Raw genomic sequence first — 25,860 nt, 5'->3', positions numbered from 1 at the left:
TCAGGACTGCTCGGCCTCCGCCAGCAGGGCCAGCCCACGCAGCTGCTCGGGCGTCATCCCGTCGGGGATCGGCACCGGCGCGGGCGTGCGCAGCGGCGGCTGCCAGCCGGTCTCCGGCTCCCAGCGCCGCACGATCCTGGCCGGGGCCCCGGCCACCACGGCGTGGTCGGGCACCTCACCGCGTACGACGGCCCCCGCGGCCACCACGACGTTGCGGCCCAGCTTCGCGCCGGGCAGGATCACCGCCCCCGTGCCCAGCCAGCAGCCCGGCCCGATCTCCACCGGGGCGCTGCGGGGCCACTGCCGTCCGACGGGCTCGTGCGGGTCGTCGTAGCTGTGGTTGGTGGAGGTGATGTACACGCCCGGCCCGCAGAAGGTGTCGTTGCCGATGGTGATTCGGGCGTCGGCGATCACGTGGCTGCCGCGGCCGAGGACCACCCCGTCGCCCAGCACCAGTACCGGTTCCGCGCCGAGGTCGAGGTCCGGCATCATCCCGGCCGTCAGGGTGACCTGCTCGGCGATGATGCAGTGCCCGCCGAGCCGGATCCAGCGCTCGCCGAAGACGGTGCCCTGGGGGAAGGCGAGCCGGGTGCCCTCGCCGATCGCGCCGAAGCGCAGCCGGCCCGGGTGCTCGGCGGTGACCGCCCCGGCCCGCTGCATCCAGCGCCAGCCGGCGTGCACCGCGCGACTGGCGATCCGGCGGCGCAGGGCCGCCACGGATGAGAACGTGTTCTGGTTCTTCGGCACCCGGCCACGGTAGTGCGCCCCGCGCCGGACGTCGGGACCCGGATCCTGTGATCTTCACCCCATCGCGGGGCGGCGGCGTCCCGTGCCCTACCGTGCAGTTGGCGCGGCATCCGGAAGCAGCCGGAATCACACGAGGGAAGTGGCCATGACGTATCAGCCGAACCAGGCGCACCAAGGGGCTCTCATCGCGGGCGTCGGCGACCGCAAGCCGTCGGTGGACCCGACGGCCTTCACCGCCCCGACCTCCGTCGTCGTCGGCGACGTCACGCTCGCCGCCGGCGCGAGCATCTGGTACTCGGCGGTGCTGCGCGGCGACTGCGGCCCGATCACGCTGGGCGCGGACAGCAACGTGCAGGACAACTGCACGGTCCACGTGGACCCCGGCTTCCCGGTGTCCATCGGCGAGCGCGTCTCCATCGGGCACAACGCGGTCGTGCACGGCTGCACGGTGGAGGACGACTGCCTGATCGGGATGGGCGCGACCGTGCTGAACGGCGCCGTGATCGGCGCGGGTTCACTCGTGGCCGCACAGGCCCTGGTGCCGCAGGGCATGGTGGTCCCGCCCGGCTCCCTGGTCGCGGGCGTCCCGGCCAAGGTGCGGCGGGAGCTCACCGAGGAGGAGCGCGAGGGGATCAGGGTGAACGCCGCGATGTACACGGAGCTGGCGGAGCAGCACCGTGCCTCGGTGGCTCCCCGAGCCTGATTCCCACCCGACCCGCCGGGCCCCGGGGTCAGTCCGAGGCGCCCGCCGGGGCGGTGGCCGGCTCCGGCGACGGCGCGGCCGCGCGGGCCTCGGCGGCCGCCTTCTTCATCCGGCTGCGCAGCACGAGCGTCACGGTGAGCCCGATCAGCAGGGCCACGACCAGGGCCAGCCAGGAGAACCGCTTCAGCCACGGCTCGGCGACGATGCCGACGGAGTAGATGACGGCGGTGGTGCCGCCGGCCCAGAGGATGCCGCCGAGGACGTTGGCCACGAGGAAGCGCCAGTACGGCATCTGCAGTACGCCGGCCAGCGGGCCGGCGAAGATGCGCAGGAGGGCGACGAAGCGCCCGAAGAAGACGGCCCACATGCCCCAGCGGTCGAAGGAGCGCTCGGCCATGGCCACCTGGTCGGGCCCGAAGTGCTTGGGGAACCGCCTGCCGAGCTTCTCCAGCAGCGGCTTGCCTCCGCGGCGGCCGATCGCGTATCCGATGGAGTCGCCGATGATCGCGCCGGCGATCGCGCACAGGCCGAGGACCACCGGGTCGATCTGCCCGTGCTGCGAGGCCAGCAGGGCCGAGCTGACGAGGATGATCTCGCCCGGGAGCGGGATGCCCAGGCTCTCCAGTCCGATGACCAGTCCCACCAGGAGATAGACACTGATCGCCGGGATCTCCTCCAGCCATTCCTGGATGTGCACCCGTAGGTCCTCCCTCGTCGTCACCGGCGCGCCCCCGAGACACGCCGAACGGGCAGCCTATCCGCTCCCCGCCACGCCCTCCGTCCACAGCGGACGTTCTCGGGACGAACGACCGGCGAACACCTCAGGTTCCGGCGCCGCCCCCGAACCGCCGCCGGACAGCACGGCGGGAGCGGCCCGCGCCGGACCGCTCCCGCCCCCACTCTGCCGCTCCCGCGCCCCGTTCGCGGCGTGACGCGCCGCGCGGGGTGTCCTACGCGTTCGGGCGCAGGGTCCAGACCACGGTCATCTCGCCGGTGACGGCCTCGTCCTCGCGCTGGATGGCGATGGTGACGGGGAACTCGGGGCGGCCGCCCGCGTCGAGTTCGGCCACGACGTCGGCGGCCGGGCGGCCGAGGGTCGCGGTGGCGGTGACGACGCCCTTGGCGAGCTTCTTGTAGCCGATCTCGGCCCTGACGGCCAGCGGCACGGCGCGCGAGAGCTGGTCGCCGAAGGCGGCCAGGACGATGGCGCCGCTCGCGGACTCGGCCAGCGTGAACATGGCGCCGGCGTGCGGGCCGCCGACGTGGTTGTGGAAGTCGGGCTGGTCCGGCAGGCGGACGACGGCGCGCTCCGGGGTGGTCTCCAGGAACTCGAGGTTCAGGGTGCGGGCCATCGGCACCGTCTGGGCGAGCAGTTCGCCCACGTTCATCTGTTCTGCGCTCATGGCACGCGATGTTACCCACGAGTAGATGGAGTTGGCCAGAGTCGAACGGGGGGCGGACGTGGCTCCTGTCCGCGGCTCCCACTATGGTTACCGGCCATGTGGCCAGGACAGCAGCAGCCGCCCGGGGGCGAGCAGAACCCCCAGGGCGCGCATCAGAACCCGTACCAGCAGCAGCCGGGACAGCCGAACCCGTACCAGCAGCAGCCCCAGCCGGGATTCGGTGAGCAGCAGCCCGGTTACGGATACCCGCAGGCGGGCTACCAGACCCCGCCCCCGGTCCAGCCGTGGGGCAACGCCCCCCAGCAGCAGCCCCCCGCGCAGTCGTCCGGCGGGAGCCCCTTCTCCACCCGGACCGTCGCCATCGTCGCGGCCTCCGCGGTCGTGGTGACGGCGGCCGCCACCGCCGCCTTCGTGCTGACCCGGGACGACAAGGGCTCCAACGAGGCCGACAACAAGCCGGCCGCCTCCACCGCCGCCTCCGCGCCCGTCGCCCCGGTCGCGCCCCCGGCCCCGAGCGGCGACAACCCGCGCGCGGGCGGCGACGTCAAGCCGGTGATCCCCGGCTGGAAGGTGGTCATCAACCCGAAGCACGGCACCGCCTTCGACGTCCCGCCGGAGTGGAACGTGCTGGGCTCCGGCATGATCGCCGGCTTCGAGGACGCCGAGAAGAAGGACGGTTCCCCCCTCGTCACGTTCTCCGCACCCGCCTACCTCAAGGAGGACTGGTGCAAGGTGGACTCCAACAAGGACGGACGCGAGGAGAGCACCTCCCTGGCCGGCACCGGCACCAAGGGCGGCCAGGGCGCCAAGGACACCGCCCAGGCGGCGCACAGCGAGGCGGGCACCTGGGTGTTCGCCGCGTACTCGCAGAAGCTGCCCAAGGAGATGGTCAAGTTCACCGAGACCAAGGAGTACACCACCCTCTCCGGTCTCAAGGGGCACGTGGCGACGGCGACCGTGAGCGGCGTCCCCAAGGAGAACAAGTGCTCCTCGGACGGCAAGAGCATCGCCTTCAGCTTCAAGAACTCCAAGGGTGACTTCGCCAGCTGGGTCCTCTACGGAGCCGCCGGCGTCCCCGGCGAGGTCGACCAGGCGACCTACGAGAAGATCCTCAGCTCGGTCCGCCTCAGCGGCGGCTGATCCAGAGGCCCTCCGCTCCGGCACGACCCCGGCGCCCCGGGGCCCGCAGCCCGTACGAAACCCAGGCCGATCATCCGCTTTCCCTTATTTCGTTTGGATGATCGGCCCGGGGCAGGGGATAGTCCCGGGGTGACCCCCCGCACCGTCCTCCGGACCTCCCGCCGCCTGCCCGCCTGGGCCGGACGCAACTACAGCCTCCTGACGGGCGCCGCGGTCGTCACCAACCTGGGCAGTCACGGCGCGCTCATCGCCGCCTCCTTCGCCGTGCTCGAAGCGGGCGGCAGCAGTGCGGACGTCGGCCTCGTCGCCGCCGCCCGCACGCTGCCCCTCGTCCTCTTCCTCCTCGTCGGCGGGGCACTCGCCGACCGGCTGCCGCGGCACCGCGTGATGGTCGCGGCCAACGCCCTCAACTGCGTCTCGCAGGCTGCCTTCGCCGCGCTCGTGCTCACCGGCGAACCGCAGCTGTGGCAGATGATGCTGCTCACCGCGCTCTGCGGCACCGGCACCGCCTTCTTCAACCCGGCCGCCGAGGGCATGCTCCTGTCCAGCGTCTCCGGCGAGCACGCCAACCGCGCCTTCGCTCTCTTCCGCATGGCCATGAGCGGCGCCGCCCTCGGCGGCGCGGCCCTCGGCGGCGCTCTGATCGCCGCGGTCGGTCCCGGCTGGGTACTGGCCGTGGACGCGGCCGCCTTCGCCGTCGCGGGCTCCCTGCGCGCCTTCCTCGACGTCGGCCGCACCTCCGAGCGGCCCCCGGGCGGGGGCCTGCTGACGGACCTGCGCGAGGGCTGGGTGGAGTTCCGGACCCGGCCCTGGCTGTGGAGCATCGTGCTCCAGTTCTCCGTGGTCGTCGCCGTCGTGGGGGCGGCGGAGGCGGTGTACGGGCCCCTCGTCGCCCGCGACCATCTGGGCGGCCCCGGGCCGTGGGGCATGGCCCTGGCCTTCTTCGGCGCGGGCACCATCGCCGGAGCGGTCCTGATGATGGTGTGGAAGCCGCGCCGCCTGCTGCTGGTCGGCACCCTGTGCGTGTTCCCGCTGGCGCTGCCGTCGGCCGGGCTCGCGGTGCCGCTGCCGGTCTGGGGGCTGTGCACGGTGATGTTCTTCAGCGGCGCCGCGATCGAGGTGTTCGGCGTGAGCTGGATGACCACGATGCACCAGGAGATACCCGAGGACAAGTTCTCCCGGGTCTCCGCCTACGACTGGCTCGGCTCGGTCTCCATGCTCCCGCTCGCCACGGCCCTGGCCGGTCCGGCCGAGACCGCCTTCGGCCGGTCCCAGGCGCTGTGGGGCTGCGCGGGGCTGGTGGTCGCCGCCACCGCCCTGGTCCTGTTCGTTCCGGAGGTGCGCCGGATCACCCGGAAGCCCCCGCCCGTGAAGGGCTCCGCCCCCGCCCCGGCGGAGGCGGCCGCCCCGGCCGGGGTCACCCCAGGCTGAAGGCCCCCTCCGGCGGGGCCGGCGAGGAGACCGCGTCCGCGTCGGCGACCGGACGCGCCCCGCGCATGAACCGGGCGAGCCCCTCCCCCGACTCCACCCGGGCGGGGAAGGCGTCTGCGGCGCACCGCCGGGCCAGCGCGGCCAGCGGCAGCGGGGCGTCCGAGGCCAGCAGGACCGCGTTGCCGAAGCGCCGCCCGCGCAGCACCCCCGGCTCGGCGACGAGCGCGAGTTCCGCGAACGCGGTCGCGAAGTTGGCCAGCTGGGCCTTGAGAAAGCCGAACGGCGCCCCGTCGGCCAGGTTCGCCGCGTACAGCCCGCCGGGCCTCAGCACGCGCGCCGCCTGCCGCGCGTACTCCACCGAGGTCAGCTGGGCCGGCACCCGCGAGCCCCCGAACACGTCGGCGACCAGCACGTCCGCGCTCGCCGCCGGGGCGGCCTCCAACCAGGCCCGCGCGTCGGCGGCGTGCACCGTGACCCGCGCGCCGGCGGCCAGCGGCAGGTGCCGCTCCACCAGTTCCACGAGGGCGGCGTCGAACTCGACCACGCTCTGCCGGGACCCCGGGCGGACGGCCGCGGCGTAGCGCGGCAGGGTGAGCGCGCCGCCGCCCAGGTGCAGCAGGTCCAGGGCGGCCCCCGGCTCCGCCGCGCAGTCCAGTACGTGCGCGAGGCGGCGTACGTACTCGAACTCCAGGTGCTCGGGCTCGTCGAGGTCGACGTAGGACTGGGGCGCCCCGTCCACGGTGAGCAGCCAGGCCCGCTCCCGGTCCACGTCCGGCATCAGCTTGGCGGTGCCCTGGCCCACTTCCCGGATCACCGGGATCTGTTCGTCGCTCACCCCACCATTGTCAGGCCGCCCAGACGGCCGCCGCGTCGGCCGCGTGCCCGGCGGCCTGCGCGAGCCCGGCCCGGGCGGCGGGGTCCCGCCGGGCGGGGTCCAGGACGTTGCGCCCGAAGGCCTTGCGGGCCTGCGGGGACGGGGTGATCAGCAGTACCCGGGCGCCGGCCGACCGCAGCCGGGCCGCCTGGGAGGCGGGTGAGGGCACCAGGGCGGATCCGAGCGCGATCGGCGCGAGGATCACCACGCGCGCGTACCCGGCCGCGAGGTCGGCGTTGGTCGCCGAGCGGACCCCGCCGTCGATGAAGCGGCGCCCGCCGACCGTCACCGGGGGCCAGACGCCCGGTACGGCGCAGCTCGCGGCGACGGCGTCGACGAGCCCGGCCCCGCTCGCCCGGTCGAAGTCGGCCGGGGCCCCGCTGAGCGCGTCGACGGCGGTGACGACGAGCCGCCGTTCGGGCCACTCGTGCGACACGAGCCGCGCCGCCAGCACCTCGCGCCGCGCCGCCTCCGCTCCGGTCTCCGCGGCCAGGGCGAAGGCGCCGACGCGGCGGCGGTACGCGGCGGCGTCCCGGGAGCGCACCATGGCGAGGGCGTAGCGGGCGAAGACCCCGGCGCCGAGCCGGGCCGGGCGCTCCCCGGACGGGTCGCCGAGCTGGCGCTCGTACAGCTCGCGGGCGGTGAGGCCCGCGGTGAGCTGGGCGCCGACGACGGAGCCGGCCGAGGTGCCGACGACCAGGTCGGCGGTGGTGAGGTCCACGCCGGCCCGGGCGAGCCCGTACAGGATCCCGGACTCCCAGCCGACGCCGGTGAGGCCTCCGCCGCCGAGCACCAGTGCCGTTTCGCCGCCCATGTGGGCCCCCTCTTCCCTCGCGTCCGCGCACGCCGTGGTGACGGCAGTCTCGCTCAGCGGGACCGCCGTCACCACGCCGGGGTGGGACTCAGCCGAGGACGGCCGTCACCGTCCCCGCGCCGACCGTGCGGCCGCCCTCGCGGATGGCGAAGCCGAGCCCCGCCTCCAGGGGCACGTCCCGGCCCAGCTCGACGGTCATCGCGACCGTCTCCCCGGGCCGGGCCACCGCCGCCTCTCCCAGGTCCACGTCCCCGACCACGTCGGCGGTCCGGACGTAGAACTGCGGCCGGTAGCCGGTCGAGACGGGCGTCGTGCGCCCGCCCTCGCGCGCCGAGAGCACGTACACCTGCGCGGTGAAGCGCCGGCTCGGCGCCACGCTCCCGGGCGCCGCGACGACGTGCCCGCGGCGCACCCCGTCGCGGTGGACCCCGCGCAGCAGCAGCGCGACGTTGTCGCCCGCCTCCGCGGACTCCATCGGCTTGCCGAAGGTCTCCAGGCCGGTGACCACGGTCTCGACGGGCTCGCCGTCGCCCCCGAGGACGCTGACCCGGTCGCCGACCCGGACGGTGCCGCGTTCGACGGCGCCGGTGACGACGGTGCCCCGGCCCGTGATGGTCAGGACGTTCTCGACCGGCAGCAGGAACGGCGCGTCGGTGTACCGCACCGGCATCGGCACGTACGTGTCCACCGCGTCGAGCAGTGCCTCGATCGCGCCGGTCCATTGCGGGTCGCCCTCCAGCGCGCCGAGCCCGGAGACCCGTACGACCGGCGTGGAGTCGCCGCCGTAGCCGTGCGCGGAGAGCAGGTCGCGGACCTCCAGCTCGACCAGGTCGGTCAGCTCGGGGTCGCCGGCGTCGGCCTTGTTGAGGGCCACCACGATGTGGTTGACGCCGACCTGGCGGGCGAGCAGGACGTGCTCGGCGGTCTGGGGCATGACCCCGTCGAGGGCGGAGACGACGAGGATCGCCCCGTCTAGCTGGGCCGCGCCCGTGACCATGTTCTTGATGTAGTCGGCGTGGCCGGGCATGTCGACGTGGGCGTAGTGCCGGGTGTCGGTCTCGTACTCGACGTGCGTGAGGTTGATGGTGATGCCGCGGCGGGCCTCCTCGGGGGCCCGGTCGATGCGGTCGAACGGTACGAAGGAGGCGCCGCCTCGCTCGGCGAGGACCTTGGTGATGGCGGCGGTGAGGGTGGTCTTGCCGTGGTCGACGTGGCCCATGGTGCCGATGTTGAGGTGCGGCTTGGTGCGGGCGAAGGCCGTCTTGGCCATGATCTCTTCCCGTGGCTCGAAGCTCGATCGGGACCCCTGGGTTCAGCCGACCCTCCCCCTGTGGGGTCCGCCGGACGATCCGGGAAGGGTCAGCTTCGTGCGCCGTCGAAAGCGGCGGGTGCCGCTGCGGCGAACGCCTCTGCGAGGGCGACGGCCGGGGAGGCGGGAACGGCAGCCTTCGGCGCGTCCGCGACTGCGGACGGCGCTGCGGGGAAGGCGTACCGGGACATGCCCCAGATCCTGCCGGAGGGCCGGGGCGGCGTCGAACGATTTATCCGCGCCGCGGGCCGGAGGTCTCCTGGAAGAAGCCCGGACGGGGCCCGGACGGGGCCCGGACGGGCCCGGATGAGGTCTGGATGAGGTCTGGATGAGGTCTGGATGAGGTCTGGATTACGGCGGGGCGCCATATGTGTCGGTTAGTCTCCCCGGATGTCCCTCCTCCTCGCGCCGATGGCCCGGCTGGCGCTGCTCGTCGTGCTGCTGGTCGCGGCCGGGGTCTGCGTACTGCTCTACGAGCCCCAGCGGCTGCTGTCGCAGGGCTGGCCGCCCGGACTGCCGGTGGGTACGGGGGTGCTGCTGTTCGCGGGTGCGTACGGGGTGTGCACCGCCGCGTTCGTGCCCCGGCCGCTGCTCAACCTCGCCGCCGGGGCGGTGTTCGGATCCCAGTTCGGGCTGGTGGCGGCCGTCGGCGGCACCGTGGTCGGCGCGGGGCTCGCCTTCGGGCTGGGCCGGGCCATGGGGCAGGAGGCGTTGCGTCCGTATCTGCGCGGGCGCTGGCTGGAGGCGGCCGACAGCCAGCTGAGCCGGCACGGCTTCCGCTCGATGCTCGCGGTCCGGATCTTTCCCGGGGTGCCCTTCGCCGCGGCCAACTACCTCGCCGCCGTCTCCCGCTGCGGCTGGCTCCCCTTCCTCCTCGCGACGGCGCTCGGGACGGTGCCCAACACCGCCGCGTACGTGATCGCCGGCGCCAGCGCCTCCTCCCCCGGATCGCCCGCGTTCCTGGTCTCGTTCGGCTTCATCGCCGTCTCCGGGGCGGTCGCGGCGACGGTCGCCTGGCGCAAGCGGCACCGGCTGGCGCCCGCCGCCGCGGCCGAGCCCTCCCCCGGGCACCCCCCAGTGGTCACGGCGGCTCCCCACGGGCCCTAGCATCGGACCCGAACTGCCCGACGATCACAAGGACGAGCGCACCCCGACATGAGCTGGTTCGAATCCCTAATCCTCGGTCTCGTCCAAGGGCTCACGGAGTTCCTCCCGATCTCCTCCAGTGCCCACCTGCGGCTGACCGCGGCTTTCGCCGGCTGGCACGATCCGGGTGCGGCCTTCACGGCCATCACCCAGATCGGCACCGAGGCCGCCGTGCTGATCTATTTCCGCAAGGACATCGGGCGGATCATCTCCACCTGGTTCCGCTCCCTGTTCACCAAGGCGCTGCGCTCCGAGCAGGACGCCAAGATGGGCTGGCTGGTCATCGTCGGCTCGATCCCGATCGGCGTCCTCGGCGTGGCGTTCAAGGACCAGATCACCGGCCCGGCCCGTGACCTGCGGCTGACCGCGACCACCCTGATCGTGATGGGCCTCGTCCTCGGCTTCGCCGACTGGCTGGCCTCGCGCGACGAGGAGGGCGGCCGGCACCGCGTGGTCAAGCAGCGCAAGACGCTCCGCGAACTGGGCGTCAAGGACGGCCTGGTCTTCGGTCTGTGCCAGGCGATGGCGCTCGTCCCCGGTGTCTCCCGGTCCGGCGCGACGATCTCCGGCGGTCTGCTGCTGGGCTTCACCCGCGAGGCGGCGGCCCGGTACTCCTTCCTCCTGGCCATCCCGGCCGTGCTGGCCTCCGGCGCGTTCGAGATCAAGGACGTGGTCGAGAACCCCGGACACATCTTCTGGGGACCGACGGTCTTCGCCACGGTGCTCGCCTTCTTCGTCGGCTACGCGGTCATCGCATGGTTCATGAAGTTCATCTCCACCAAGAGCTTCATGCCGTTCGTGGTCTACCGGATCCTGCTCGGCATCGCGCTGTTCGTACTCATCGGCATGGGCGTGCTCAGCCCGCACGCGGGCGAGTCGGGCTCCTAGCCCCCCTCCGGCCCATGGCCTGAACTCGACGCGGGGGCCGCCCGGGAACGTTCCCGGGCGGCCCCCGCGTCGTTGTCCCCGCAGAGACCTGAAGGCGAGCAGCAGGGGGTGTCCCATGGGCCGGGTGGTACTTGAGCGTTTTCCGGCGGGAAGTCCGCGGGGGAGCTGGCCCGCGGAGGAGTACGCGGCGCAGCGGATGCGCGAGGGCGTGCCGGCGGAGGTGGTGATGGACCTGGCCACCGACGCGTTCCTGGTCGTGATCCGGCAACGGGAGGCGCATTCCGGTCACTGATCGGCGCCGTGCGGATCAATGGCCGCACGCCCCTTGGCCTCGTCGCCCCGCAGCCCCACACTGACCCGATGACGCAGCGTGTGGACTTGGCGACCGTGATGGACCGTCTCGCCATCGACGAGGTGGTGTCGGGGTACGCGGCGGCCGTCGACGACGGGGACTGGGCCGCCTACCGGGCCCTGTTCACGCCTGCCGGACGGGCCGACTACAGCTCGGCGGGCGGGGTCGAGGGCCCGGCCGCGGAGGTCGCCGACTGGCTGGCGGAGACCATGGGGCTCTTCCCGGTGCGCCAGCACCTGATCGTCAACCGGCTGATCCGGCTGGAGGACCGGGACGGCTCCCCCGGGGACTCGGCGCGGGTACGGGCGGACTTCCTGAACCCGATGCGGCTGGCCGGCCCCGACGACCCGGCCACGGCCCCGAACTTCGTCGCGGCCGGGCGCTACGCCTTCACCCTCGCCCGCACCGCGGACGGCTGGCGGCTCACGGGGGTCACGGTCCACGAGAAGTGGCGCCACACGTCGGCCTGAGCCACCCCCTGAGCCACCCCCTGGGCCCTGGGCGGGCCCCCGCCCGGGTCCTGCCCCGGCCGCGCCCGGCCGGGGGCGGTCCCACACTGGAAGCGGAGGCGCGTCATGCTGCTCGCGAAGCGGACCCGGTGGCGGCGTGCGGCGGCCGCGGTGGCCGCCGGGGCGCTGCCCTGCCTCGCCTTCCCGGCGCCGGGGCTGTGGTGGGCGGCGTACGTCGCCCTCGTGCCCTGGATGCTCCTGCTGCGTTCCGCACCCACCGGGCGGCGCGCAGCGCTGGAGGGCTGGCTGGGCGGTGCGGGCTTCATCGTGGCGGTGCACCACTGGCTGCTGCCCAGCCTGCACGTGTTCCTGGTCCCCCTCGCCGTGCTGCTGGGGCTGCTCTGGATCCCCTGGGCGCTGCTGGTGCGGGAGTCGTTCGGCGGGGCGCCGGGCCCGGGTCGGGCGGCGGCCGGGCTGGTCCTCGTACCGGCGGGGTGGCTGCTGTCGGAGCTGGCCCGGTCCTGGCAGGGGCTGGGCGGGCCCTGGGGGCTGCTCGGGGCGAGTCAGTGGGAGGTGCCGCCGGCGCTGCGGCTGGCCTCGCTGGGCGGGGTGTGGCTGGTGAGCCTGCTGGTGGTGGCGCTGAACTGTGCGGTGGTACTGCTGGTGGCGGTGCCGGGGGCGCGGGTTCCGGCGGTGGCCTCGGTGGCGGGGTGTGCGGTGCTGACCGGGGTGGTGTGGCTGTGGCTGCCGCGTCCCGAGGTGTCGGGCGGGCTGCGCGTGGCCGTCGTGCAGCCGGGCCTGGTGGGCGGGGCGGACGGCGCGGAGCGGCGGTTCGACACCGGGGAGCGCCTCACGAGGGGTCTGGCGGGGACGCACCCCGACCTGGTGGTGTGGGGCGAGAGCAGTGTCGGGGCGGATCTGGCGGCGCGGCCCGACCTGTCCCGGAGGCTGGCGGCCCTGTCGGCGGAGCTCGGCGCCCCGCTGCTGGTCAACGTGGACGCCCGGCGTTCGGACCGGCCCGGGATCTACAAGAGTTCGGTGCTGGTCGGGCCGGAGGGCCCCACCGGTGACCGGTACGACAAGATGCGGCTGGTCCCCTTCGGGGAGTACGTTCCGGCCCGCTCGGTGCTGGGCTGGGCCACCTCGGTCGGCAAGGCGGCGGGCGAGGACCGGATGCGCGGCGCGGCCCCGGTGGTGATGCCCCTGCCCGGCGGGGCGCGGCTGGGCCCGCTGGTGTGCTTCGAGTCGGCCTTTCCCGACATGAGCCGGCACCTGGTCCGCGAGGGGGCCGGGGTGCTGGTCGCGCAGTCGGCGACCTCGACCTTCCAGGAGAGCTGGGCACCGGCCCAGCACGCCTCCCTGGCGGCCCTGCGCGCAGCCGAGACCGGCCGCCCGGTGGTGCATGCGACCCTGACCGGCGTCAGTACGGTGTACGGGCCCTCGGGCGGCCGGACCGGGCCCGCGCTGCCCACCTCGGCCAGTACGGCGGCCGTGTACGAGGTGCCGCTCGCCCGGGGCACGACCCCCTTCGTCCGCTTCGGGAACTGGCCCGCGGGCGCCTCCCTGGCCGCGCTGGTGCTGTACTGCGCGACCCGGGGCGTACGGGCGGTCAGGCCGGGGAGGCCTGCTCCAGAGCCGTCAGCACCACCCGCTCGCACAGCTCGTGGGTGAGCAGGGCGTCCCGGGCGCTGAGCACCTTGCCGCTCTCCACGGCCTCCAGGAAGGTGTCCACGGCCTGCTCGATGCCGCGCTGTCGGGCCACGGACACCCAGTCCCCGCGCCGGCGCACGGTGGGCTGGCCCCGGTGGTCGACGACCTCGGCGAGGTTGACGACCTGGCGCTTGGAGTCCTGGCCGGACACCTCCAGGACCTCCTCGGCGGACCCGGACCGCCGGTTCATGATCCCCAGGGCGGTGAACCCGTCGCCCGACATCTGGAGCACCACCTGGGACATCAGCCCCTCGCGCACCACGGCCCGGACGTCGATGTGGTCGGCCTCGCCTGGAAGCAGGAAGCGCAGGGTGTCGACGACGTGGATGAAGTCGTCCAGGACCAGGGTGCGGGGGTCCTCGGGCAGCCCGACCCGGTTCTTCTGCATGACGATCAGGTCGCGCGGGTGGTCGGCGCACAGCGTGTAGCCGGGCGCGTGGCGGCGGTTGAAGCCGACGAAGAGACCGGCCCCGAGCTCCTCCGCGCGTTCCACCAGGCGCCGCGAGTCGGCCAGCTCGTAGGCCAGCGGCTTGTCCACGTAGGTCGCCACGCCCGCTTCCAGCAGCCGCTCCACGATCACCGGGTGGGTGTCCGTCGGGGCGTGCACGAAGGCGGCGTCGAGGCCTTCGGCGAGCAGGGAGTCCAGCGTGGTGTGGCGGCGCTGCGGCGGTACGCGGTGGATGTCTCCGATCCGTTCGAGGGTGGCCGGGGTACGGGTCTGCAGGTGCAGCTCGATCCCGGGGCGGGTGGTGAGGACGGGCAGGTACGCCTTCTGCGCGATGTCGCCGAGTCCGATGACGCCGACCTTCACCGGGAGCCTCCTGGTATGTGCCGTATGGGACAGCGGCAGCTTAATCCCTGGTGGGAGGGGGCGCGTTCGTCCAGGATGTGGACCATGACCTCCAACGGATCGCACCGCCCCGAACCCTCCACCACCGCCGGCGAGCGGGAGATGCTGGACGGCTGGCTCGACTACCACCGTTCCACCCTCGCCTGGAAGTGCGAGGGCCTCTCCGAGGAGCAGCTGCGCCTCGCCCCGCTCGCTCCCTCCGCACTGAGCCTGATGGGCCTGGTGCGGCACATGGCGGAGGTGGAGCGGTACTGGTTCCGGGAGATCAGCCTCGGCGCGGACCTGCCCGACCTGTACAGCACCCGGGAAAACCGGGACGGCGACTTCGAGTTCACCGACGGGGACACCTGGGCCTCGGCCGAGCAGGTCTGGCGGACCGAGGTCGAGCTGGCCCGGGAGGCGGCCGCGGACCGCTCCCTGGACGCGGTGTCCGACGCCGAGAGCCACCACCGCGGGGAGGTCTTCAGCCTGCGCTGGGTCTACACCCACATGATCGAGGAGTACGCCCGCCACAACGGGCACGCGGACCTGCTGCGCGAGCACATCGACGGCGTCACCGGCGAGTAGCCGGGCCCGGTCCGGTGTCGGCCGGACATCCCCTACGCGTCACCCGTGCGGGGTGAATATCGGCTCAGGGTTTTCGCAACGGGGTGCTCGCACAGCAGAGTTGCGCGGGTGCATCCAACCCGAACCTCGACGAAGCTGCTCCTCGGAGCCGTCTGTGCCGTCTCGGCCGTCTCCGGCTGCGTGAACGTCAACCCCGCGCGGACGGGCCCGGAGGCGGCCCGCGCCGCCGGGCTGCCGCCCCGGCACGAGCCGCGCGGCGGGCCGGGGGCGCTGCCCGTGGTCGTCCAGGCGCCCGCCCTGGAGGCGCTGAAGGCGGTGCCCCGCGAGGGGGTGCGCCCGTCGGCCCCGACGGCCGCGGGCCGGGGTGCGGCGCGCACGGTGCCCGGGCCGCGTGCCGAGGGCGGCGGGGCCGCACAGGCCGCCCCCGGGGTCCCCGACATCCCGGTGCCGGCGGAGCCGGCCGGGCACGGCGAGGGGGGCCCGCAGGGCCGTGCGCACGCCAAGGGGCCGCAGGCGCAGCTGCCGCCCGGGCTGGCGCGGGAGCTGCCGGTGCGGCCTGCGGACGTGTGCGCGCTGGGCCGCCGGCACGGGAACTGGGACCCGGACGGCCCGGAGGCCCGGATCTGCGCGGGCGTCGAGGGCGCCGAGGGCGGCTGAAGCCCGTACGGAACCCGTAGGGAACCCGTACGGTCCCCGGGGCGCGCAGGGGCGGCGTGGCTCCCTACGACTGCTCGGGGAACGGGCGGGGCCCCGGGCCCGCCTCCGCCGCCAGCCGGCGCTCCAGGCGGGCGATGGCGGCCCGCACGCCGTTCCCGTACCCGTCGTCGGACAGCGCTCCGGTGGCCGCCCGGGCTCGCGCGAGGTGGACCCGGGCCTCTTCGGGCCGGCGCAGCTTGGCGTAGTCGGCGGCGAGGCTGAGGTGCAGCGACGGGTAGAACACCCGCACGGCCGGGTGCGGCTCGCCCCGCCCGGGGAGCGCCTCCCCGAGCCGCTCGCCGAGGCAGTCGGCGGCGGTCAGCGCCCGCAGGTCCCAGGCCAGCTCGTCGGCGGGGTCGTCCTGGGCGTCGGCCAGGTAGTGCGCGAGGGTGCAGCGGTGGAGGGAGTCGCCCTCCTCGCCGATCTCGGACCAGATCTCACCGAGCCGGTTGCGGGCCTCCTCGCGGTCCCCGGCGTGCAGCAGGATGACGGCCTGGCCGATCCTGGTCATGACGGCGTCCTCCGACGCCTCCTGCTGCTTCTCCGTCAACGGGACCTCCGGCTCGCTCCGCCGGACCTGTCCGGTCCGATCATCAAGAAGCTAGCCGGAGGCACCGGCTCTGGCGCCGAGGCGCGGTGTGGTGTCAGCCCAGGTCCGGGATCCGCCAGTCGATCGGCTCATGGCCCTGCGCGGCGACGGCCTCGTTGATCTGCGTGAAGGGCCGGGAGCCGAAGAACTTCTTCGCCGACAGCGGCGAGGGGTGGGCGCCCTTGACGATCACGTGCCGCTCCTCGTCGATGAGCGGGATCTTCTTCTGGGCGTATGCGCCCCAGAGCACGAAGACGACCGGGTCGGGGCGGTCGGACACGGCGCGGATGACCGCGTCGGTGAACTTCTCCCAGCCCTTGCCCTTGTGGGAGTTGGGCTCGGCCTCGCGGACGGTGAGGACGGCGTTGAGCAGCAGGACGCCCTGCTCGGCCCACGGCATCAGGTACCCGTTGTCCGGGACCGGCAGGCCGAGCTCCTCCTTCATCTCCTTGTAGATGTTGCGCAGCGAGGGCGGGGTCTTGACCCCGGGCTGCACGGAGAAGCACAGGCCGTGTCCCTGGCCGGCGCCGTGGTAGGGGTCCTGGCCGAGGACCAGGACCTTCACCTTGTCGAACGGCGTGGCCTCCAGGGCCGCGAAGACCTGCTCGCGGGGCGGGTAGACCGGCCCGTTCGCCCGCTCCTTCTCGACGAACTCGGTGAGTTCCTTGAAGTAGGGCTGGTCCAGCTCCCCGCCGAGGACGGGGAGCCAGGACTCGGGCAGCATCTGGGTCACGTCGACAACCTCCGGTACAAGTTCGTGCAACTGATCCGAACCTACCGGGGACCACTGACAACGCCACCACCCGGGCGTCCCGCCGGAACCACCGGGGCCGGCGGGACCGCCGCGATCACCAGCTGGTCTTGCGGTACAGCTCCCACATCTGCATGGCGGTCTGCGGGTCCAGGGCCCGCTCGGCGCCTGCGATGTCCTCGCGCGCGCCGACGTACAGCTTGCCCTGCCACAGCGGCAGCAGCCGGACGTCCTGGGCGAAGATCTGCTGGGCCGCCTCGAACTCCCTGACGCCCGCGGACCGGTCGCCCTCGCGGCGGGACTTGGGCAGCAGCTCGTTCAGGATCTGCGTGGGCTCGTACGGGGTGCCGACCGCGTTCTCCTTGCCGACGAACGGCGCGATGAAGTTGTCGGGGTCCGGGAAGTCGGGGAACCAGCCTCGCCCGAAGACGGGGTACTGGCCCTTCTGGTAGCCCTCCTGGAAGGTCTTCCACGGCTGGCCGCGCAGGTTGATCTTGAAGAGGTCGCTCTCGTCGAGCTGGCGCTTGATCTCGGTGAACTCGTCGGCGGTGGAGGCCCCGTAGCGGTCGGTGGTGTACCAGAAGGTCAGCTCCACCTTCTGGGTGATCCCGGCGGTCGTGAGGATCTTCTTGGCCTTGGCGACGTCGGGGTTGCCGTACATGTCGTAGAAGGGCGTCTTGTGGCCCACGACGCCCTTGGGGACCATCGAGTAGAGCGGCTCGGCGGTGCCCTGGTAGACCTTGGAGACGATGGCGCCGCGGTCGATGACCTGGGCGATCGCCTGGCGCACGGCCTGCTTGTTGACCTGCGGGTCGTTCGGGTTGAAGACCAGGTAGCGGATCTCGGCGCCGACGTTCTCCACGACCTGCACGCCCTGGGCGTGCGAGGCGGGGGTCTGGAGGTCCTTGATCTCCGCGGCGGAGAGGCCTCGGTAGGTGGCGTCGATCTCCTTGCCCTTGAGGGCCGCGATCATCTTCTTCGAGTCGGAGAAGTAGCGGATCGTCACGCCGTCGTTGTGGCGGTTGGCGAAGCCGGTGTAGTTCTCGTTGCGGCCGAGGACCGCCTCGCCGCCCTCCGTGTACGAGGTGAGGACGTAGGGGCCGGAGCCGATGACCTTGCCGTCGTCGCGGACCTTGTTGGCCGGGTACTCCTTCGGCGCGACCAGGGAGGCCGCCGGGGAGCCCAGCACGTACGGGAAGGTCGCGTCGGGGGTCTTCAGGTGGAAGACGACCGTGAGCGCGTCCGGCGCCTCGATCTTGTCGAGGCTGTTGAAGAGACCGGCGGGACCGGACATGTGGTTGATCGTCTTGATCCGGTCGAGGGAGTGCTTGACCGCCTTGGCGTCCAGCACCTCGCCGTCGGAGAACTTCAGGCCCTTGCGCAGGGTGCAGCGGTAGGCGGTGTTCGCCGAGTCGGTGAACTCGCAGTTCTGGGCCGCGTCGGGCTGGGGCTTGGTACTGCCCGTGGGGAAGGCCAGCAGGGTCTGGTAGACGTTGCGGTAGAGCTCCCAGGAGCCGTCCCAGGCCGCCGCCGGGTCGAGGGTGCTGGGCGCGCTCATCGTGCCTACGGTGATGCGCTTCGCGGCGGCGTCACCGTCGTCCGAGAACAGGCCGCATCCTGCGAGCAGGGATATGGACGCAACGGCCGCAGCGATCTGCAGGCATCTGGTCCGGTTGAACACGTGCACGCTCCTCGATCAGCCAGGGGTGCGGCAGACCCTACCGCAGTGCCTCACAAATCCAATGGGTAGGTTTCGTGAGGCACTTGACCGATTTCGGCCCGATTCGATACGCATTTGCCTCCCATCTGGAGGCAAATGCGTCCGGTTATCGGTCAGTGCACACCGGCATTGAGGAACATTCCCCCGTCGACGACGAGAGTTTGTCCGGTGATCCATTCCGCTTGTGCAGATGTCAGGAATGCGGCGGCTCCGCCGATGTCCTCCGGGACCCCGAGCCGGCCGAGCGGGTAGGCCGCCGCGGCCTCCTGCTCCCGGCCCTCGTAGAGCGCCTGCGCGAACCTGGTCTTGACCACCGCCGGGGCGATCGCGTTGACCCGCACCGCCGGTGCCATCTCGTGCGCCAGCTGGAGGGTCAGGTTGATCATCGCGGCCTTGCTCATCCCGTACGCCCCGATGAAGGGCGAGGCGGAGACCCCGGCGATGGAGGCGATGTTCACGATCGCCCCGCCGTGGTCCTTCTGCCAGGCGTGCCAGGTCCGCTGGGCGAAGCCCAGGGCCGAGATCACGTTCGTCTCGAAGACCTTGCGCGCCACCCCGAGGTCCAGGTCCGCGATCGGCCCGAAGACCGGATTGGTGCCCGCGTTGTTGACCAGGAAGTCGACGCGGCCGAAGACCTCCATCGCCCGCTCCACGGCGAGGGCCTGGTGGTCCTCGTCGTGCGCCTTCCCGGCCACCCCGATCACCCGGTCCGCGCCGAGCCGCTCCACGGCCTCCTTGAGCGCGTCCTCGTTGCGCCCGGTGATCACGACCCGGTCGCCCCGGGCGACCAGCGCCTCGGCGATCCCGTAGCCGATGCCCCGGCTCGCCCCGGTGACCAGGGCGACCTTGCCGCTGTCGATGCCGCTGTCCGTCATGTCGTACGCCCGCCTCTCGCCTCTCGTGGGACCGTCAGTTGAGCGGGCCGCCGGCCACGTACAGGACCTGGCCGGAGACGAAGCCGGCGTCCTCGCCCGTGAAGAAGGCGATGGCGTTGGCGATGTCGTCCGGACGGCCCACGCGCTGCACCGGGATCTGGGAGGCGGCGGCCAGCTGGAACTCCTCGAAGCCCATGCCGACACGGGCGGCGGTCTGCGCGGTCATCTCGGTCACGATGAAGCCCGGCGCTACGGCGTTGGCGGTGATGCCGAACTTGCCGAGCTCGATCGCCAGGGTCTTGGTGAAGCCCTGCAGGCCTGCCTTGGCGGCGGCGTAGTTGGCCTGGCCCCGGTTGCCGAGCGCCGAGCTGCTGGAGAGGTTCACGACGCGGCCGAACTTGGCCTCCACCATGTGCTTCTGACAGGCCCTCGCCATCAGGAACGCGCCGCGCAGGTGCACGTTCATGACGGTGTCCCAGTCGGTGTCGCTCATCTTGAAGAGCAGGTTGTCGCGGAGCACGCCCGCGTTGTTGACGAGGACCGTCGGGGCGCCGAGGGTGCTCGCGACCCGCTCGACGGCCGCCTCCACCTGGGCGGCGTCGGAGACGTCGCAGCCGACCGCGAGGGCCTTGCCGCCGGCCGCGGTGATCGCCTCGACGGTGTCCTTGCAGGCCGCCTCGTCGAGGTCGAGCACGGCGACCGCCCGGCCCTCGGCGGCCAGCCGGATCGCGGTGGCCGCGCCGATGCCCCGGGCCGCCCCGGTCACGATGGCGACGCGCTGCTCGGTGGTGGACATGCTGTTCTCCTCGCCCTTGAGAAACGGCCGCCCGGAGGTGAGCAACCGCTTAGTAGCCTCAGCTGAGGAGACGCTAGGAGCCCTGGCACCCCGTGTCAACGGCTCCCGGCGGCAGCGGCGCGGACCCGCCCGGAAATCAGCGGACCAGCAGCTCCAGCAGGCGTTCCACCTCGGCGGCGGGATCGGCGGTCAGGCCGGTGTGCACCGGTCCCGGCTGCACCACCGTGCTGCGGGGGGCGATCAGCCAGCGGAACCTGCGCCCCGCGTCGTCGCCCGCCGCCTGTCCGGCCTCCTCGCCGCCCGCGCACAGCCCCTCGACCCCGCGCAGCGCGGCCCGCACCCCGGCCACGTCGGCCCCGGGGTCGAGCGCGAGGAGCTTCGCCTCGTCGAGGTGGGTGCGCGCGGCGACGTAGGAGTGCGCCCGGCAGTAGACGATGACTCCGGCGTTGAAGCACTCGCCGCGCTCCATCCGGGGCACCACGCGCACCAGCGCGTATTCGAACACGTCCCGCTTGGTCACTCGTCGCCGCTCTTCTGCTTGTTCTTGTCCGACTGGGGAGGGAGGCGCTCGGCGAGCCAGCCCGGCGGACCGGACCGCTGCCTGGCCTCGGCCTCCATGGTGATCCTCTCGTGGATCGTGGCGGCGCGCGGCAGCAGTGCCTGCACATAGGCGCGGCGCACCGCGTCGGTGGAGTCGAAGCCCGGCTCGTCGACGAGCCACTCGTCGGGGACGTCGGCGGTGACCTCGGTGAGCAGCTCCTCGGTGACCCGCGGGGCCAGCTCGGCGGCGGCCGCCGCGATGTCCGGGCCGACGGGGGCCAGGACGTGGTCCGAGGCGTTGTAGGGCTTGGCCGCGGCGGCCTGGGCGGTGGGCCAGTTGTGGTGCCAGATCATCGTGGCGCCGTGGTCGATGAGCCACAGGTCCCCGTGCCAGACCAGCATGTTCGGATTGCGCCAGGACCGGTCGACGTTGTTGACCAGCGCGTCGAACCAGACGACGCGCCCCGCCTCGACCGGGTCGGTCCGGTACGCGAGGGGGTCGAAGCCGATCGAGCCGGGCAGGTAGTCCATGCCGAGGTTGAGCCCGCCGCTCGCCTTGAGCAGCTCCTGGACCTCCTGGTCGGGCTCGGCGAGCCCGATGACGGGGTCGAGCTGCATCTGCACCAGCCGCGGGACCCTCAGCCCCAGCCGCTGGGCGAGGCGCCCGCAGACCACTTCGGCGACCAGGGTCTTGCGGCCCTGGCCGGCTCCGGTGAATTTCATGACGTAGGTACCGAGATCGTCGGCCTCGACGATCCCCGGGAGCGAGCCGCCCTCACGCAAGGGCGTGACGTAGCGGGTCGCGATCACTTCGGACAGCATCCGCCCAGGTTACGGGCGTCAGCGCGGCGGAGCCCACTCATTGAGGAGGGCTTCGGCCGTGGTGACGGCGGCCACCAGCGCGAGGGAGTTGCGGATCACCTCGGCGGTGCAGGAGGCGGGCACCCCGGCGATGGCGTCGGACGGGACCACGACCTCGTAGCCGAGGTTGACGGCGTCGAAGACGGTGTTCGGGATCGCGATGTTCGAGGAGACCCCGGTGACGACGAGGGTGCGGACCCCGAGGTTGCGCAGCAGGGCGTCCAGGTCGGTGCCGGCCATCGGCGAGAGCCCGTGCAGCCGGCGGACCACGAGGTCGCGCCCGTCCACGGTGATGGGGGCGGCGACCCGCACCGCGGGGCTGCCGGCCAGCTGCCGTACGGGCAGCTTCCCGGCGGCCCGGAAGAGCCGTGCGTTGGTGTTGGCCCCGAGCCCGTCGGGCCGCCGCTCGGCGACCGCGTGCACCACCTGCACGCCGGCCCCGCGCGCGGCTTCGACGAGCGCGGCCACCCGGTCCAGCATCCCGGAGGCGCGGGCCTCCTTCGCCAGCTCGGGCAGGGCGCTCTCCTCGCCCACCACACCGTTCTGGCACTCCACGGTGAGCAGCGCGGTGGTGGCTGGATCGAGTTCCGGCATGACTCCCCCTGGCGCGGCGACGGATGAGCACGCATGATTCCTGACACACAGTCAGATGTGAAGGGGTGCGGGACGGATGGACGAGGACACGGGCGCGCGGACGGCGCAGCGGCGGGGCCGGCGGATCATGATGAGCGACAAGGAGGTGGACGCGTTCCTGCGGGAGCGGCGCACCTGCCGGGTGGCCACGGTCTCCCCGGACGGGCGCCCGCACGTCGGCGCCCTGTGGTTCGCCTGGGACGGCACCTCGCTGTGGCTGTACTCGATCACCCGCAGCCGCCGCTGGGCCGACCTGCGGGCCGACCCGCGGATCTCGGTCGTGGTGGACGCCGGCGAGGAGTACGGGGAACTGCGCGGGGTCGAGCTGTCCGGCCGCGCCGCCTTCGTGGGCGAGGCGCCGCGCACCGGCGAGCCCTGCCCGGAGCTGCTGGAGCCGGAACGGATCTTCCCGGTCAAGAACTTCGGGATCGAGGAGATGCCGCACGACGGCCGGCACGCCTGGATCCGGCTCACGCCGGAATCGGTGGTGTCCTGGGACTTCCGCAAGATCTGACCTCTTGACGCGCCGCTCGCGCGACCCGGCCCTGGCGGGCCTCCCCGACTTCGCGCCGCTGCGCCGGACTCCGTCCGGCGGGCGCGGGCCCCCGGACAACGCCGGCCCGGCACTACCCGAAGGGCGCGCCCTGGACTTCCGCGGCCGCCTCGGTCAGGGCCGCGACGGCCGCCCTGATGGAGGGCCGGCGGCCCGCGTCCGTCCGCCAGACGACGTACACGTGGCGGCGGACCGTGTCGCTCACCGGCAGCAGCCGCACCCCGGGCGGCACCGGCCCGCGGCCCAGCCGGGGCGTCACGCACACGCCCAGTCCGGCCTCCACGAAGGCCAGCTGGGTGTGGTGCTCCTCGGCGATGTGCGCGATGCGCGGCTCGACCCCGATGCCGCGCAGGGTGAACACCAGCCACTCGTGGCAGAACTGCCCCTCGTTCCACGAGATCCAGTCGTCGTCGGCGAAGTCGCCGAGGGAGATCTGGGCGCGGCCGGCCAGCGGGTGGCCCGCCGGGACCGCGATGTCGGCGGCGTCGTCCAGGAGGTGGGCGCGGGACAGCTCGGCCGGCACCGGCATCCGCTTGTTGTGCCAGTCGATGGCCAGGGCCATGTCCAGGTCGCCGCGCACGACGGCCGCCATGCTCTCCTCGGGCTCCCGCTCCCGTACCAGGGCCCGCAGTTCGGGATGGCCGGCCCGCAGGGCGGTGAGGGCGCGGGGAAGCAGCCCCCGCATGGCGGTGGGGAAGGCCCCGATCCGCAACTCCCCCACCGCGCAGCCCCGCTGGGCCTCCACATCGGCCTGCGCGAGCTCCACCTGGGAGATGATCCGTGCGGCGTGGTCGGCGAGCAGCCGTCCGGCGTCCGTGAGCCGGACCCCGCGTCCGTTCTTGGCGAGCAGCGGCTGGCCGACCTCCCGCTCCAGCTTGGCCATCTGCTGGGAGACCGCGGACGTGGTCACATGGAGGCCGCCCGCCGCACCGCTGACCGAGCCGTGGCGTGCGAGGGCGTCGAGGGTGCGCAGGCGCTCCAGGTTCAACATGTAAGCGATGCTACGCCTTCCACCGAAGGAACTCTCGCTTGTTCTACGAGGTCGGGCGCAGCAGAGTGAACCACATGAGCGCACCGACCACCTCCCGCCCCACCGTCCACTCCCCCGTACGGCAGCCGACCCGCCGCGGCACCGGCGGTGCCGCCCGCCTGGACTGGCGCCTGCGGTTCGGCCTCCTCTCGGTGGTGTGGGGGTTCAGCTTCCTCCTGATCAAGGTGGGCACCGAGGCGTTCGCACCCTTCCAGGTCGCCCTCGGCCGGGTGTTCTTCGGGGCGCTCGCCCTGCTGGCGGTGCTGCTGGTGCGCCGGGAGCCGCTCCCGCGCGGCCCGCGCACCTGGGGCCACCTCACGGTGGCGGCGCTCCTGCTGAACACCGTCCCGTTCTCGCTCTTCGCCTACGCCGAGCAGAGCATCCCCTCCAGCCTGGCGGGCATCTGCAACGCCACCTCCCCCCTGTGGGGCATGGCGCTCTCGCTGGTGGCGCTGTCCGAGGACCGCCCCACGCGCCGCCGCTTCGCGGGGCTGGGCCTCGGCTTCCTGGGCGTCCTGACGGTGCTCGGCGCCTGGCAGGGCTTCGCGGGCATCGACGCCAAGGGCACCGCGCTGGCCCTGCTGGCCGCGCTCTCCTACCCGATCGGCTGGATCTACGTCCGCCGCACCCTGGCCGGCACCCCCGGCTCCCCGGTGGCGCTCACCGGGGCCCAGCTCATGGCCTCCACCGCCCAGCTGGCCGCCGTCAGCGCGCTCTTCACCTCGGCTCCGGCCGGCTTCCCGCTGTGGCCGACGCTCTCGGTGGTCGCGCTGGGCGCCCTGGGCACGGGGATGGCGCTGCAGATGCAGTACGGGCTGGTGTCGGAGATCGGGCCGACCACCGCGCAGATGGTCACGTACTTCATCCCGGTCATCGCCACCACCGCCGGCGTCCTGGTCCTGGGCGAGCAGCTGCACTGGAACACCCCGGTCGGCGCGGCGATCGTGCTGGCGGGCGCGGCCCTGACCCAGGCCCGGTCCGCGCCGCGCAGGACCGCCTGACGGGCCCGGCCGCCCGGCACCGTCCCGTGCCCCGCCCCCACCGCACTCCGCGGCGGGGGCGGGTGCGTTCGCGCGGGGGCGGGGCCCGTCTCAGTCGAAGCGCCACCCGGCGGCCGGGCGGACCGCCGCGGCCACCGCGTCGGCCAGCCCCCCGACCTCCGCCGGGTCCAGCCCGGAGACGGTGATCCGCACCCCGGGGCCCGCCTGGACGCGGTAGCCGGCCCCGGGGCGGACCGCCCAGCCGGCTGCCAGCAGCCGGGTGACCACCGCCGTCTCGTCGGCGACCGGCACCCACACGTTCATCCCGCTCCGGCCGTGCGCCCGTACCCCCCGCTCCGCGAGCGCGGCGACCAGGCCGTCCCGCCGCAGCCCGTACGAGCGCGCGACGGCCCGCCGGTCCACGGCGCCGGAGGTCCACAGCTCGACCACCGCGTACTGGAGCAGCCGGCTCACCCACCCCGGCCCCAGCCGCTGCCGCCCCCGGACCCGGTCCATCGTCACCGCGTCGCCGGTGAGCACCGCGAGGCGCAGGTCCGGGCCGTACGCCTTCGCCGTCGAGCGGATCAGCGCCCAGTGCCGGGTCACCCCGCCGAGCGTGCACAGCGGCAGGTCCACGATCCCGTGGCCGTGGTCGTCCTCGATGAGCAGCGCATCCGGACGGCCGGCCAGCAGCTCCCTGAGCTCCGCCGCCCGGGCCGCGGAGACGGCGGCGCCGGTCGGGTTCTGCGCGCGGGCCGTCACCACCAGGGCCCGCGCCCCCTCCGCCAGCGCCCGGGCCACCGCCTCCGGCACCGGCCCGTCGTCGTCGACGGCCACCGGGACCACCCGCAGGCCGAGCGCGGGGGCCAGGTCCAGCACGCTCCCCCAGCCCGGGTCCTCGACGGCCACCGCGTCCCCCGCCCGCAGGTGCGCGGCGAGCACGCGCTCGATGCCGTCCAGCGCCCCCGAGGTCACCGCCAGGGCCCCGGCCGGGACCCCGTCGGCCTCGAAGCCGGCGCGGGCGAGCCGGGCGAGGCCGGGGAGCACCGGGTCCTGGCCGTACAGGGTCGGGGCTTCGGCGTACCGCCGGGCGGCGGCGGCCAGCGCCCCGTCCAGCGGGGGCAGCAGCGACAGGTCCGGGTTGCCCTGCGCGACGTCGCGCACGCCCTCGGGCACCGGCATCCGCAGCACGTCGCGCGGCGCGGTCGCGGGGCGGGCCCGCACCCGGCTGCCGCGCCGCCCGTCGGTCTCGATGACCCCGCGTTCGCGCAGGGTCCGGTAGGCGGCGGCCACGGTGTTGGGGTTCACCCCCAGCGCGGCCGCGAGCTCCCGCATCGGAGGGAGCAGCGCCCCCGGGGCAAGGGCGCCGGATCCGACGCCCGTTTCGACACTGGCCGCGATTTCCGATGCGCGACGCCCACTGATCAGATACTCTCCTAGCACAAACGACATT

Annotated in this window: 29 protein-coding genes; 12 read left to right on the top strand and 17 right to left on the bottom strand. The window is 73.5% G+C overall.

Annotation, left to right across the window (positions count from 1 at the left end):
* Positions 1-747 carry an acyltransferase gene (locus ACZ597_RS08955; RefSeq protein WP_471326949.1) on the bottom strand — a complete coding sequence of 249 codons (747 nt, stop codon included), beginning with the start codon at positions 745-747 and terminating at the stop codon, positions 1-3.
* A gap of 145 nt (positions 748-892) precedes the next feature.
* On the opposite strand from ACZ597_RS08955, the gene ACZ597_RS08950 reads away from it, so the two are divergent.
* A complete protein-coding gene (locus ACZ597_RS08950) occupies positions 893-1,450 on the top strand; it encodes a gamma carbonic anhydrase family protein (protein ID WP_471326947.1) in 558 nt (185 codons plus the stop codon).
* A 28-nt stretch (positions 1,451-1,478) separates the two neighbouring features.
* Here ACZ597_RS08950 and ACZ597_RS08945 read toward each other — a convergent pair whose 3' ends face one another.
* The gene (locus ACZ597_RS08945) at positions 1,479-2,147 is read right to left on the bottom strand and encodes a DedA family protein (protein WP_471326944.1); all 669 of its coding nucleotides are present in this window, start codon (positions 2,145-2,147) and stop codon (positions 1,479-1,481) included.
* 253 nt (positions 2,148-2,400) lie between these two features.
* Entirely contained in the window at positions 2,401-2,853 is a 453-nt protein-coding gene (locus ACZ597_RS08940; RefSeq protein WP_267036011.1) for a DUF4442 domain-containing protein, read from the bottom strand.
* 96 nt (positions 2,854-2,949) lie between these two features.
* Between ACZ597_RS08940 and ACZ597_RS08935 the strand changes: the two genes are divergently transcribed.
* Positions 2,950-3,993: a DUF8017 domain-containing protein gene (locus ACZ597_RS08935; protein ID WP_471326940.1), complete on the top strand. Its 1,044-nt coding sequence runs from the start codon at positions 2,950-2,952 to the stop codon at positions 3,991-3,993.
* A 129-nt stretch (positions 3,994-4,122) separates the two neighbouring features.
* Positions 4,123-5,424 (top strand): MFS transporter, encoded by a 1,302-nt coding sequence (locus tag ACZ597_RS08930; RefSeq protein WP_471326937.1) that lies wholly within the window; start codon positions 4,123-4,125, stop codon positions 5,422-5,424.
* On the opposite strand, the gene ACZ597_RS08925 is transcribed toward ACZ597_RS08930, so the two are convergent.
* The 3 genes from ACZ597_RS08925 to tuf all read right to left on the bottom strand — a co-directional run bounded on the left by ACZ597_RS08925 (position 5,411) and on the right by tuf (position 8,382).
* Positions 5,411-6,202, bottom strand: coding sequence for a spermidine synthase (locus tag ACZ597_RS08925; protein WP_471327947.1), 792 nt, complete (start codon positions 6,200-6,202; stop codon positions 5,411-5,413). The two genes, ACZ597_RS08930 and ACZ597_RS08925, sit on opposite strands and share 14 nt — an antisense overlap.
* Positions 6,203-6,269: 67 nt before the next feature.
* On the bottom strand, positions 6,270-7,112 hold the full coding sequence (locus ACZ597_RS08920; RefSeq protein ID WP_471326935.1) for a patatin-like phospholipase family protein: 843 nt from the start codon (positions 7,110-7,112) through the stop codon (positions 6,270-6,272).
* A gap of 88 nt (positions 7,113-7,200) precedes the next feature.
* Positions 7,201-8,382, bottom strand: a complete 1,182-nt coding sequence (gene tuf, locus ACZ597_RS08915; RefSeq protein ID WP_471326932.1) for an elongation factor Tu — start codon at positions 8,380-8,382, stop codon at positions 7,201-7,203.
* Between the two features lie 429 nt (positions 8,383-8,811).
* On the opposite strand from tuf, the gene ACZ597_RS08910 reads away from it, so the two are divergent.
* The 5 genes from ACZ597_RS08910 (at position 8,812) to lnt (ending at position 12,927) form a co-directional block, all read left to right on the top strand.
* A complete protein-coding gene (locus tag ACZ597_RS08910) occupies positions 8,812-9,528 on the top strand; it encodes a TVP38/TMEM64 family protein (protein ID WP_471326929.1) in 717 nt (238 codons plus the stop codon).
* A 48-nt stretch (positions 9,529-9,576) separates the two neighbouring features.
* Entirely contained in the window at positions 9,577-10,455 is an 879-nt protein-coding gene (locus ACZ597_RS08905) for an undecaprenyl-diphosphate phosphatase (RefSeq protein ID WP_471326927.1), read from the top strand.
* Between the two features lie 115 nt (positions 10,456-10,570).
* Entirely contained in the window at positions 10,571-10,747 is a 177-nt protein-coding gene (locus ACZ597_RS08900; RefSeq protein WP_362472667.1) for a hypothetical protein, read from the top strand.
* Between the two features lie 68 nt (positions 10,748-10,815).
* The gene (locus ACZ597_RS08895) at positions 10,816-11,277 is read left to right on the top strand and encodes a nuclear transport factor 2 family protein (protein WP_471326924.1); all 462 of its coding nucleotides are present in this window, start codon (positions 10,816-10,818) and stop codon (positions 11,275-11,277) included.
* Positions 11,278-11,382: 105 nt separating this feature from the next.
* Positions 11,383-12,927 (top strand): apolipoprotein N-acyltransferase, encoded by a 1,545-nt coding sequence (lnt, locus tag ACZ597_RS08890; RefSeq protein WP_471326921.1) that lies wholly within the window; start codon positions 11,383-11,385, stop codon positions 12,925-12,927.
* On the opposite strand, the gene ACZ597_RS08885 is transcribed toward lnt, so the two are convergent.
* Positions 12,866-13,777, bottom strand: a complete 912-nt coding sequence (locus ACZ597_RS08885) for a Gfo/Idh/MocA family protein (protein WP_471326919.1) — start codon at positions 13,775-13,777, stop codon at positions 12,866-12,868. The two genes, lnt and ACZ597_RS08885, sit on opposite strands and share 62 nt — an antisense overlap.
* A gap of 84 nt (positions 13,778-13,861) precedes the next feature.
* Between ACZ597_RS08885 and ACZ597_RS08880 the strand changes: the two genes are divergently transcribed.
* A complete protein-coding gene (locus ACZ597_RS08880; protein ID WP_471326916.1) occupies positions 13,862-14,383 on the top strand; it encodes a DinB family protein in 522 nt (173 codons plus the stop codon).
* 108 nt (positions 14,384-14,491) lie between these two features.
* The gene (locus tag ACZ597_RS08875) at positions 14,492-15,040 is read left to right on the top strand and encodes a hypothetical protein (RefSeq protein ID WP_471326913.1); all 549 of its coding nucleotides are present in this window, start codon (positions 14,492-14,494) and stop codon (positions 15,038-15,040) included.
* A gap of 64 nt (positions 15,041-15,104) precedes the next feature.
* Here the strand turns inward: ACZ597_RS08875 and ACZ597_RS08870 are convergent, their stop codons facing one another.
* The 8 genes from ACZ597_RS08870 to ACZ597_RS08835 all read right to left on the bottom strand — a co-directional run bounded on the left by ACZ597_RS08870 (position 15,105) and on the right by ACZ597_RS08835 (position 21,805).
* Positions 15,105-15,590, bottom strand: a complete 486-nt coding sequence (locus ACZ597_RS08870) for a hypothetical protein (protein WP_471327946.1) — start codon at positions 15,588-15,590, stop codon at positions 15,105-15,107.
* Positions 15,591-15,723: 133 nt separating this feature from the next.
* Complete coding sequence (locus tag ACZ597_RS08865; RefSeq protein WP_471327944.1) at positions 15,724-16,392, bottom strand: uracil-DNA glycosylase; 669 nt, start codon at positions 16,390-16,392, stop codon at positions 15,724-15,726.
* A gap of 124 nt (positions 16,393-16,516) precedes the next feature.
* A complete protein-coding gene (locus tag ACZ597_RS08860) occupies positions 16,517-18,100 on the bottom strand; it encodes an ABC transporter substrate-binding protein (protein WP_471326911.1) in 1,584 nt (527 codons plus the stop codon).
* A 152-nt stretch (positions 18,101-18,252) separates the two neighbouring features.
* Positions 18,253-19,014: an SDR family oxidoreductase gene (locus tag ACZ597_RS08855; protein ID WP_471326908.1), complete on the bottom strand. Its 762-nt coding sequence runs from the start codon at positions 19,012-19,014 to the stop codon at positions 18,253-18,255.
* Positions 19,015-19,048: 34 nt separating this feature from the next.
* The gene (gene fabG, locus ACZ597_RS08850) at positions 19,049-19,810 is read right to left on the bottom strand and encodes a 3-oxoacyl-ACP reductase FabG (RefSeq protein ID WP_471326905.1); all 762 of its coding nucleotides are present in this window, start codon (positions 19,808-19,810) and stop codon (positions 19,049-19,051) included.
* A gap of 136 nt (positions 19,811-19,946) precedes the next feature.
* A complete protein-coding gene (locus ACZ597_RS08845; RefSeq protein WP_362472697.1) occupies positions 19,947-20,330 on the bottom strand; it encodes a DUF3037 domain-containing protein in 384 nt (127 codons plus the stop codon).
* Positions 20,327-21,172 carry a HipA family kinase gene (locus ACZ597_RS08840; RefSeq protein WP_471326902.1) on the bottom strand — a complete coding sequence of 282 codons (846 nt, stop codon included), beginning with the start codon at positions 21,170-21,172 and terminating at the stop codon, positions 20,327-20,329. The genes ACZ597_RS08845 and ACZ597_RS08840 overlap by 4 nt, the downstream gene beginning before the upstream one ends.
* A gap of 18 nt (positions 21,173-21,190) precedes the next feature.
* Positions 21,191-21,805 (bottom strand): cysteine hydrolase family protein, encoded by a 615-nt coding sequence (locus ACZ597_RS08835; RefSeq protein WP_471326899.1) that lies wholly within the window; start codon positions 21,803-21,805, stop codon positions 21,191-21,193.
* A 76-nt stretch (positions 21,806-21,881) separates the two neighbouring features.
* Between ACZ597_RS08835 and ACZ597_RS08830 the strand changes: the two genes are divergently transcribed.
* Complete coding sequence (locus tag ACZ597_RS08830; RefSeq protein ID WP_471326896.1) at positions 21,882-22,358, top strand: pyridoxamine 5'-phosphate oxidase family protein; 477 nt, start codon at positions 21,882-21,884, stop codon at positions 22,356-22,358.
* Positions 22,359-22,470: 112 nt separating this feature from the next.
* Here ACZ597_RS08830 and ACZ597_RS08825 read toward each other — a convergent pair whose 3' ends face one another.
* Positions 22,471-23,388, bottom strand: a complete 918-nt coding sequence (locus ACZ597_RS08825) for a LysR substrate-binding domain-containing protein (protein WP_471326893.1) — start codon at positions 23,386-23,388, stop codon at positions 22,471-22,473.
* Between the two features lie 74 nt (positions 23,389-23,462).
* Here ACZ597_RS08825 and ACZ597_RS08820 point away from each other — a divergent pair, with 74 nt between their 5' ends.
* Positions 23,463-24,428, top strand: coding sequence for a DMT family transporter (locus tag ACZ597_RS08820; protein ID WP_471326890.1), 966 nt, complete (start codon positions 23,463-23,465; stop codon positions 24,426-24,428).
* A gap of 90 nt (positions 24,429-24,518) precedes the next feature.
* Here the strand turns inward: ACZ597_RS08820 and ACZ597_RS08815 are convergent, their stop codons facing one another.
* Complete coding sequence (locus ACZ597_RS08815; RefSeq protein ID WP_471326888.1) at positions 24,519-25,850, bottom strand: aminotransferase class I/II-fold pyridoxal phosphate-dependent enzyme; 1,332 nt, start codon at positions 25,848-25,850, stop codon at positions 24,519-24,521.
* Between the last annotated feature and the right edge of the window lie 10 nt (positions 25,851-25,860).

It is taken from the genome of Streptomyces sp. NPDC040718 (genome assembly GCF_055593565.1).
The sequence above is the reverse complement of the archived record's forward strand: the minus strand, read 5'-3'. Positions and strand labels throughout refer to the sequence as shown.

Excerpts from the sequence above, each read along its gene's own strand:
- lnt (WP_471326921.1), top strand. The coding sequence starts at position 11,383 with ATGCTGCTCGCGAAGCGGACCCGGTGGCGGCGTGCGGCGGCCGCGGTG.
- ACZ597_RS08950 (WP_471326947.1), top strand. The coding sequence starts at position 893 with ATGACGTATCAGCCGAACCAGGCGCACCAAGGGGCTCTCATCGCGGGC.
- fabG (WP_471326905.1), bottom strand. The coding sequence starts at position 19,810 with ATGTCCACCACCGAGCAGCGCGTCGCCATCGTGACCGGGGCGGCCCGG.
- ACZ597_RS08895 (WP_471326924.1), top strand. The coding sequence starts at position 10,816 with ATGACGCAGCGTGTGGACTTGGCGACCGTGATGGACCGTCTCGCCATC.
- ACZ597_RS08940 (WP_267036011.1), bottom strand. The coding sequence starts at position 2,853 with ATGAGCGCAGAACAGATGAACGTGGGCGAACTGCTCGCCCAGACGGTG.
- ACZ597_RS08905 (WP_471326927.1), top strand. The coding sequence starts at position 9,577 with ATGAGCTGGTTCGAATCCCTAATCCTCGGTCTCGTCCAAGGGCTCACG.
- ACZ597_RS08840 (WP_471326902.1), bottom strand. The coding sequence starts at position 21,172 with ATGCTGTCCGAAGTGATCGCGACCCGCTACGTCACGCCCTTGCGTGAG.
- ACZ597_RS08855 (WP_471326908.1), bottom strand. The coding sequence starts at position 19,014 with ATGACGGACAGCGGCATCGACAGCGGCAAGGTCGCCCTGGTCACCGGG.
- ACZ597_RS08920 (WP_471326935.1), bottom strand. The coding sequence starts at position 7,112 with ATGGGCGGCGAAACGGCACTGGTGCTCGGCGGCGGAGGCCTCACCGGC.
- ACZ597_RS08900 (WP_362472667.1), top strand. The coding sequence starts at position 10,571 with ATGGGCCGGGTGGTACTTGAGCGTTTTCCGGCGGGAAGTCCGCGGGGG.
- ACZ597_RS08910 (WP_471326929.1), top strand. The coding sequence starts at position 8,812 with ATGTCCCTCCTCCTCGCGCCGATGGCCCGGCTGGCGCTGCTCGTCGTG.
- ACZ597_RS08835 (WP_471326899.1), bottom strand. The coding sequence starts at position 21,805 with ATGCCGGAACTCGATCCAGCCACCACCGCGCTGCTCACCGTGGAGTGC.
- ACZ597_RS08880 (WP_471326916.1), top strand. The coding sequence starts at position 13,862 with ATGACCTCCAACGGATCGCACCGCCCCGAACCCTCCACCACCGCCGGC.
- ACZ597_RS08820 (WP_471326890.1), top strand. The coding sequence starts at position 23,463 with ATGAGCGCACCGACCACCTCCCGCCCCACCGTCCACTCCCCCGTACGG.
- ACZ597_RS08865 (WP_471327944.1), bottom strand. The coding sequence starts at position 16,392 with ATGCTGCCCGAGTCCTGGCTCCCCGTCCTCGGCGGGGAGCTGGACCAG.
- ACZ597_RS08870 (WP_471327946.1), bottom strand. The coding sequence starts at position 15,590 with ATGACCAGGATCGGCCAGGCCGTCATCCTGCTGCACGCCGGGGACCGC.
- tuf (WP_471326932.1), bottom strand. The coding sequence starts at position 8,382 with ATGGCCAAGACGGCCTTCGCCCGCACCAAGCCGCACCTCAACATCGGC.
- ACZ597_RS08825 (WP_471326893.1), bottom strand. The coding sequence starts at position 23,388 with ATGTTGAACCTGGAGCGCCTGCGCACCCTCGACGCCCTCGCACGCCAC.
- ACZ597_RS08925 (WP_471327947.1), bottom strand. The coding sequence starts at position 6,202 with ATGCCGGACGTGGACCGGGAGCGGGCCTGGCTGCTCACCGTGGACGGG.
- ACZ597_RS08830 (WP_471326896.1), top strand. The coding sequence starts at position 21,882 with ATGGACGAGGACACGGGCGCGCGGACGGCGCAGCGGCGGGGCCGGCGG.
- ACZ597_RS08935 (WP_471326940.1), top strand. The coding sequence starts at position 2,950 with ATGTGGCCAGGACAGCAGCAGCCGCCCGGGGGCGAGCAGAACCCCCAG.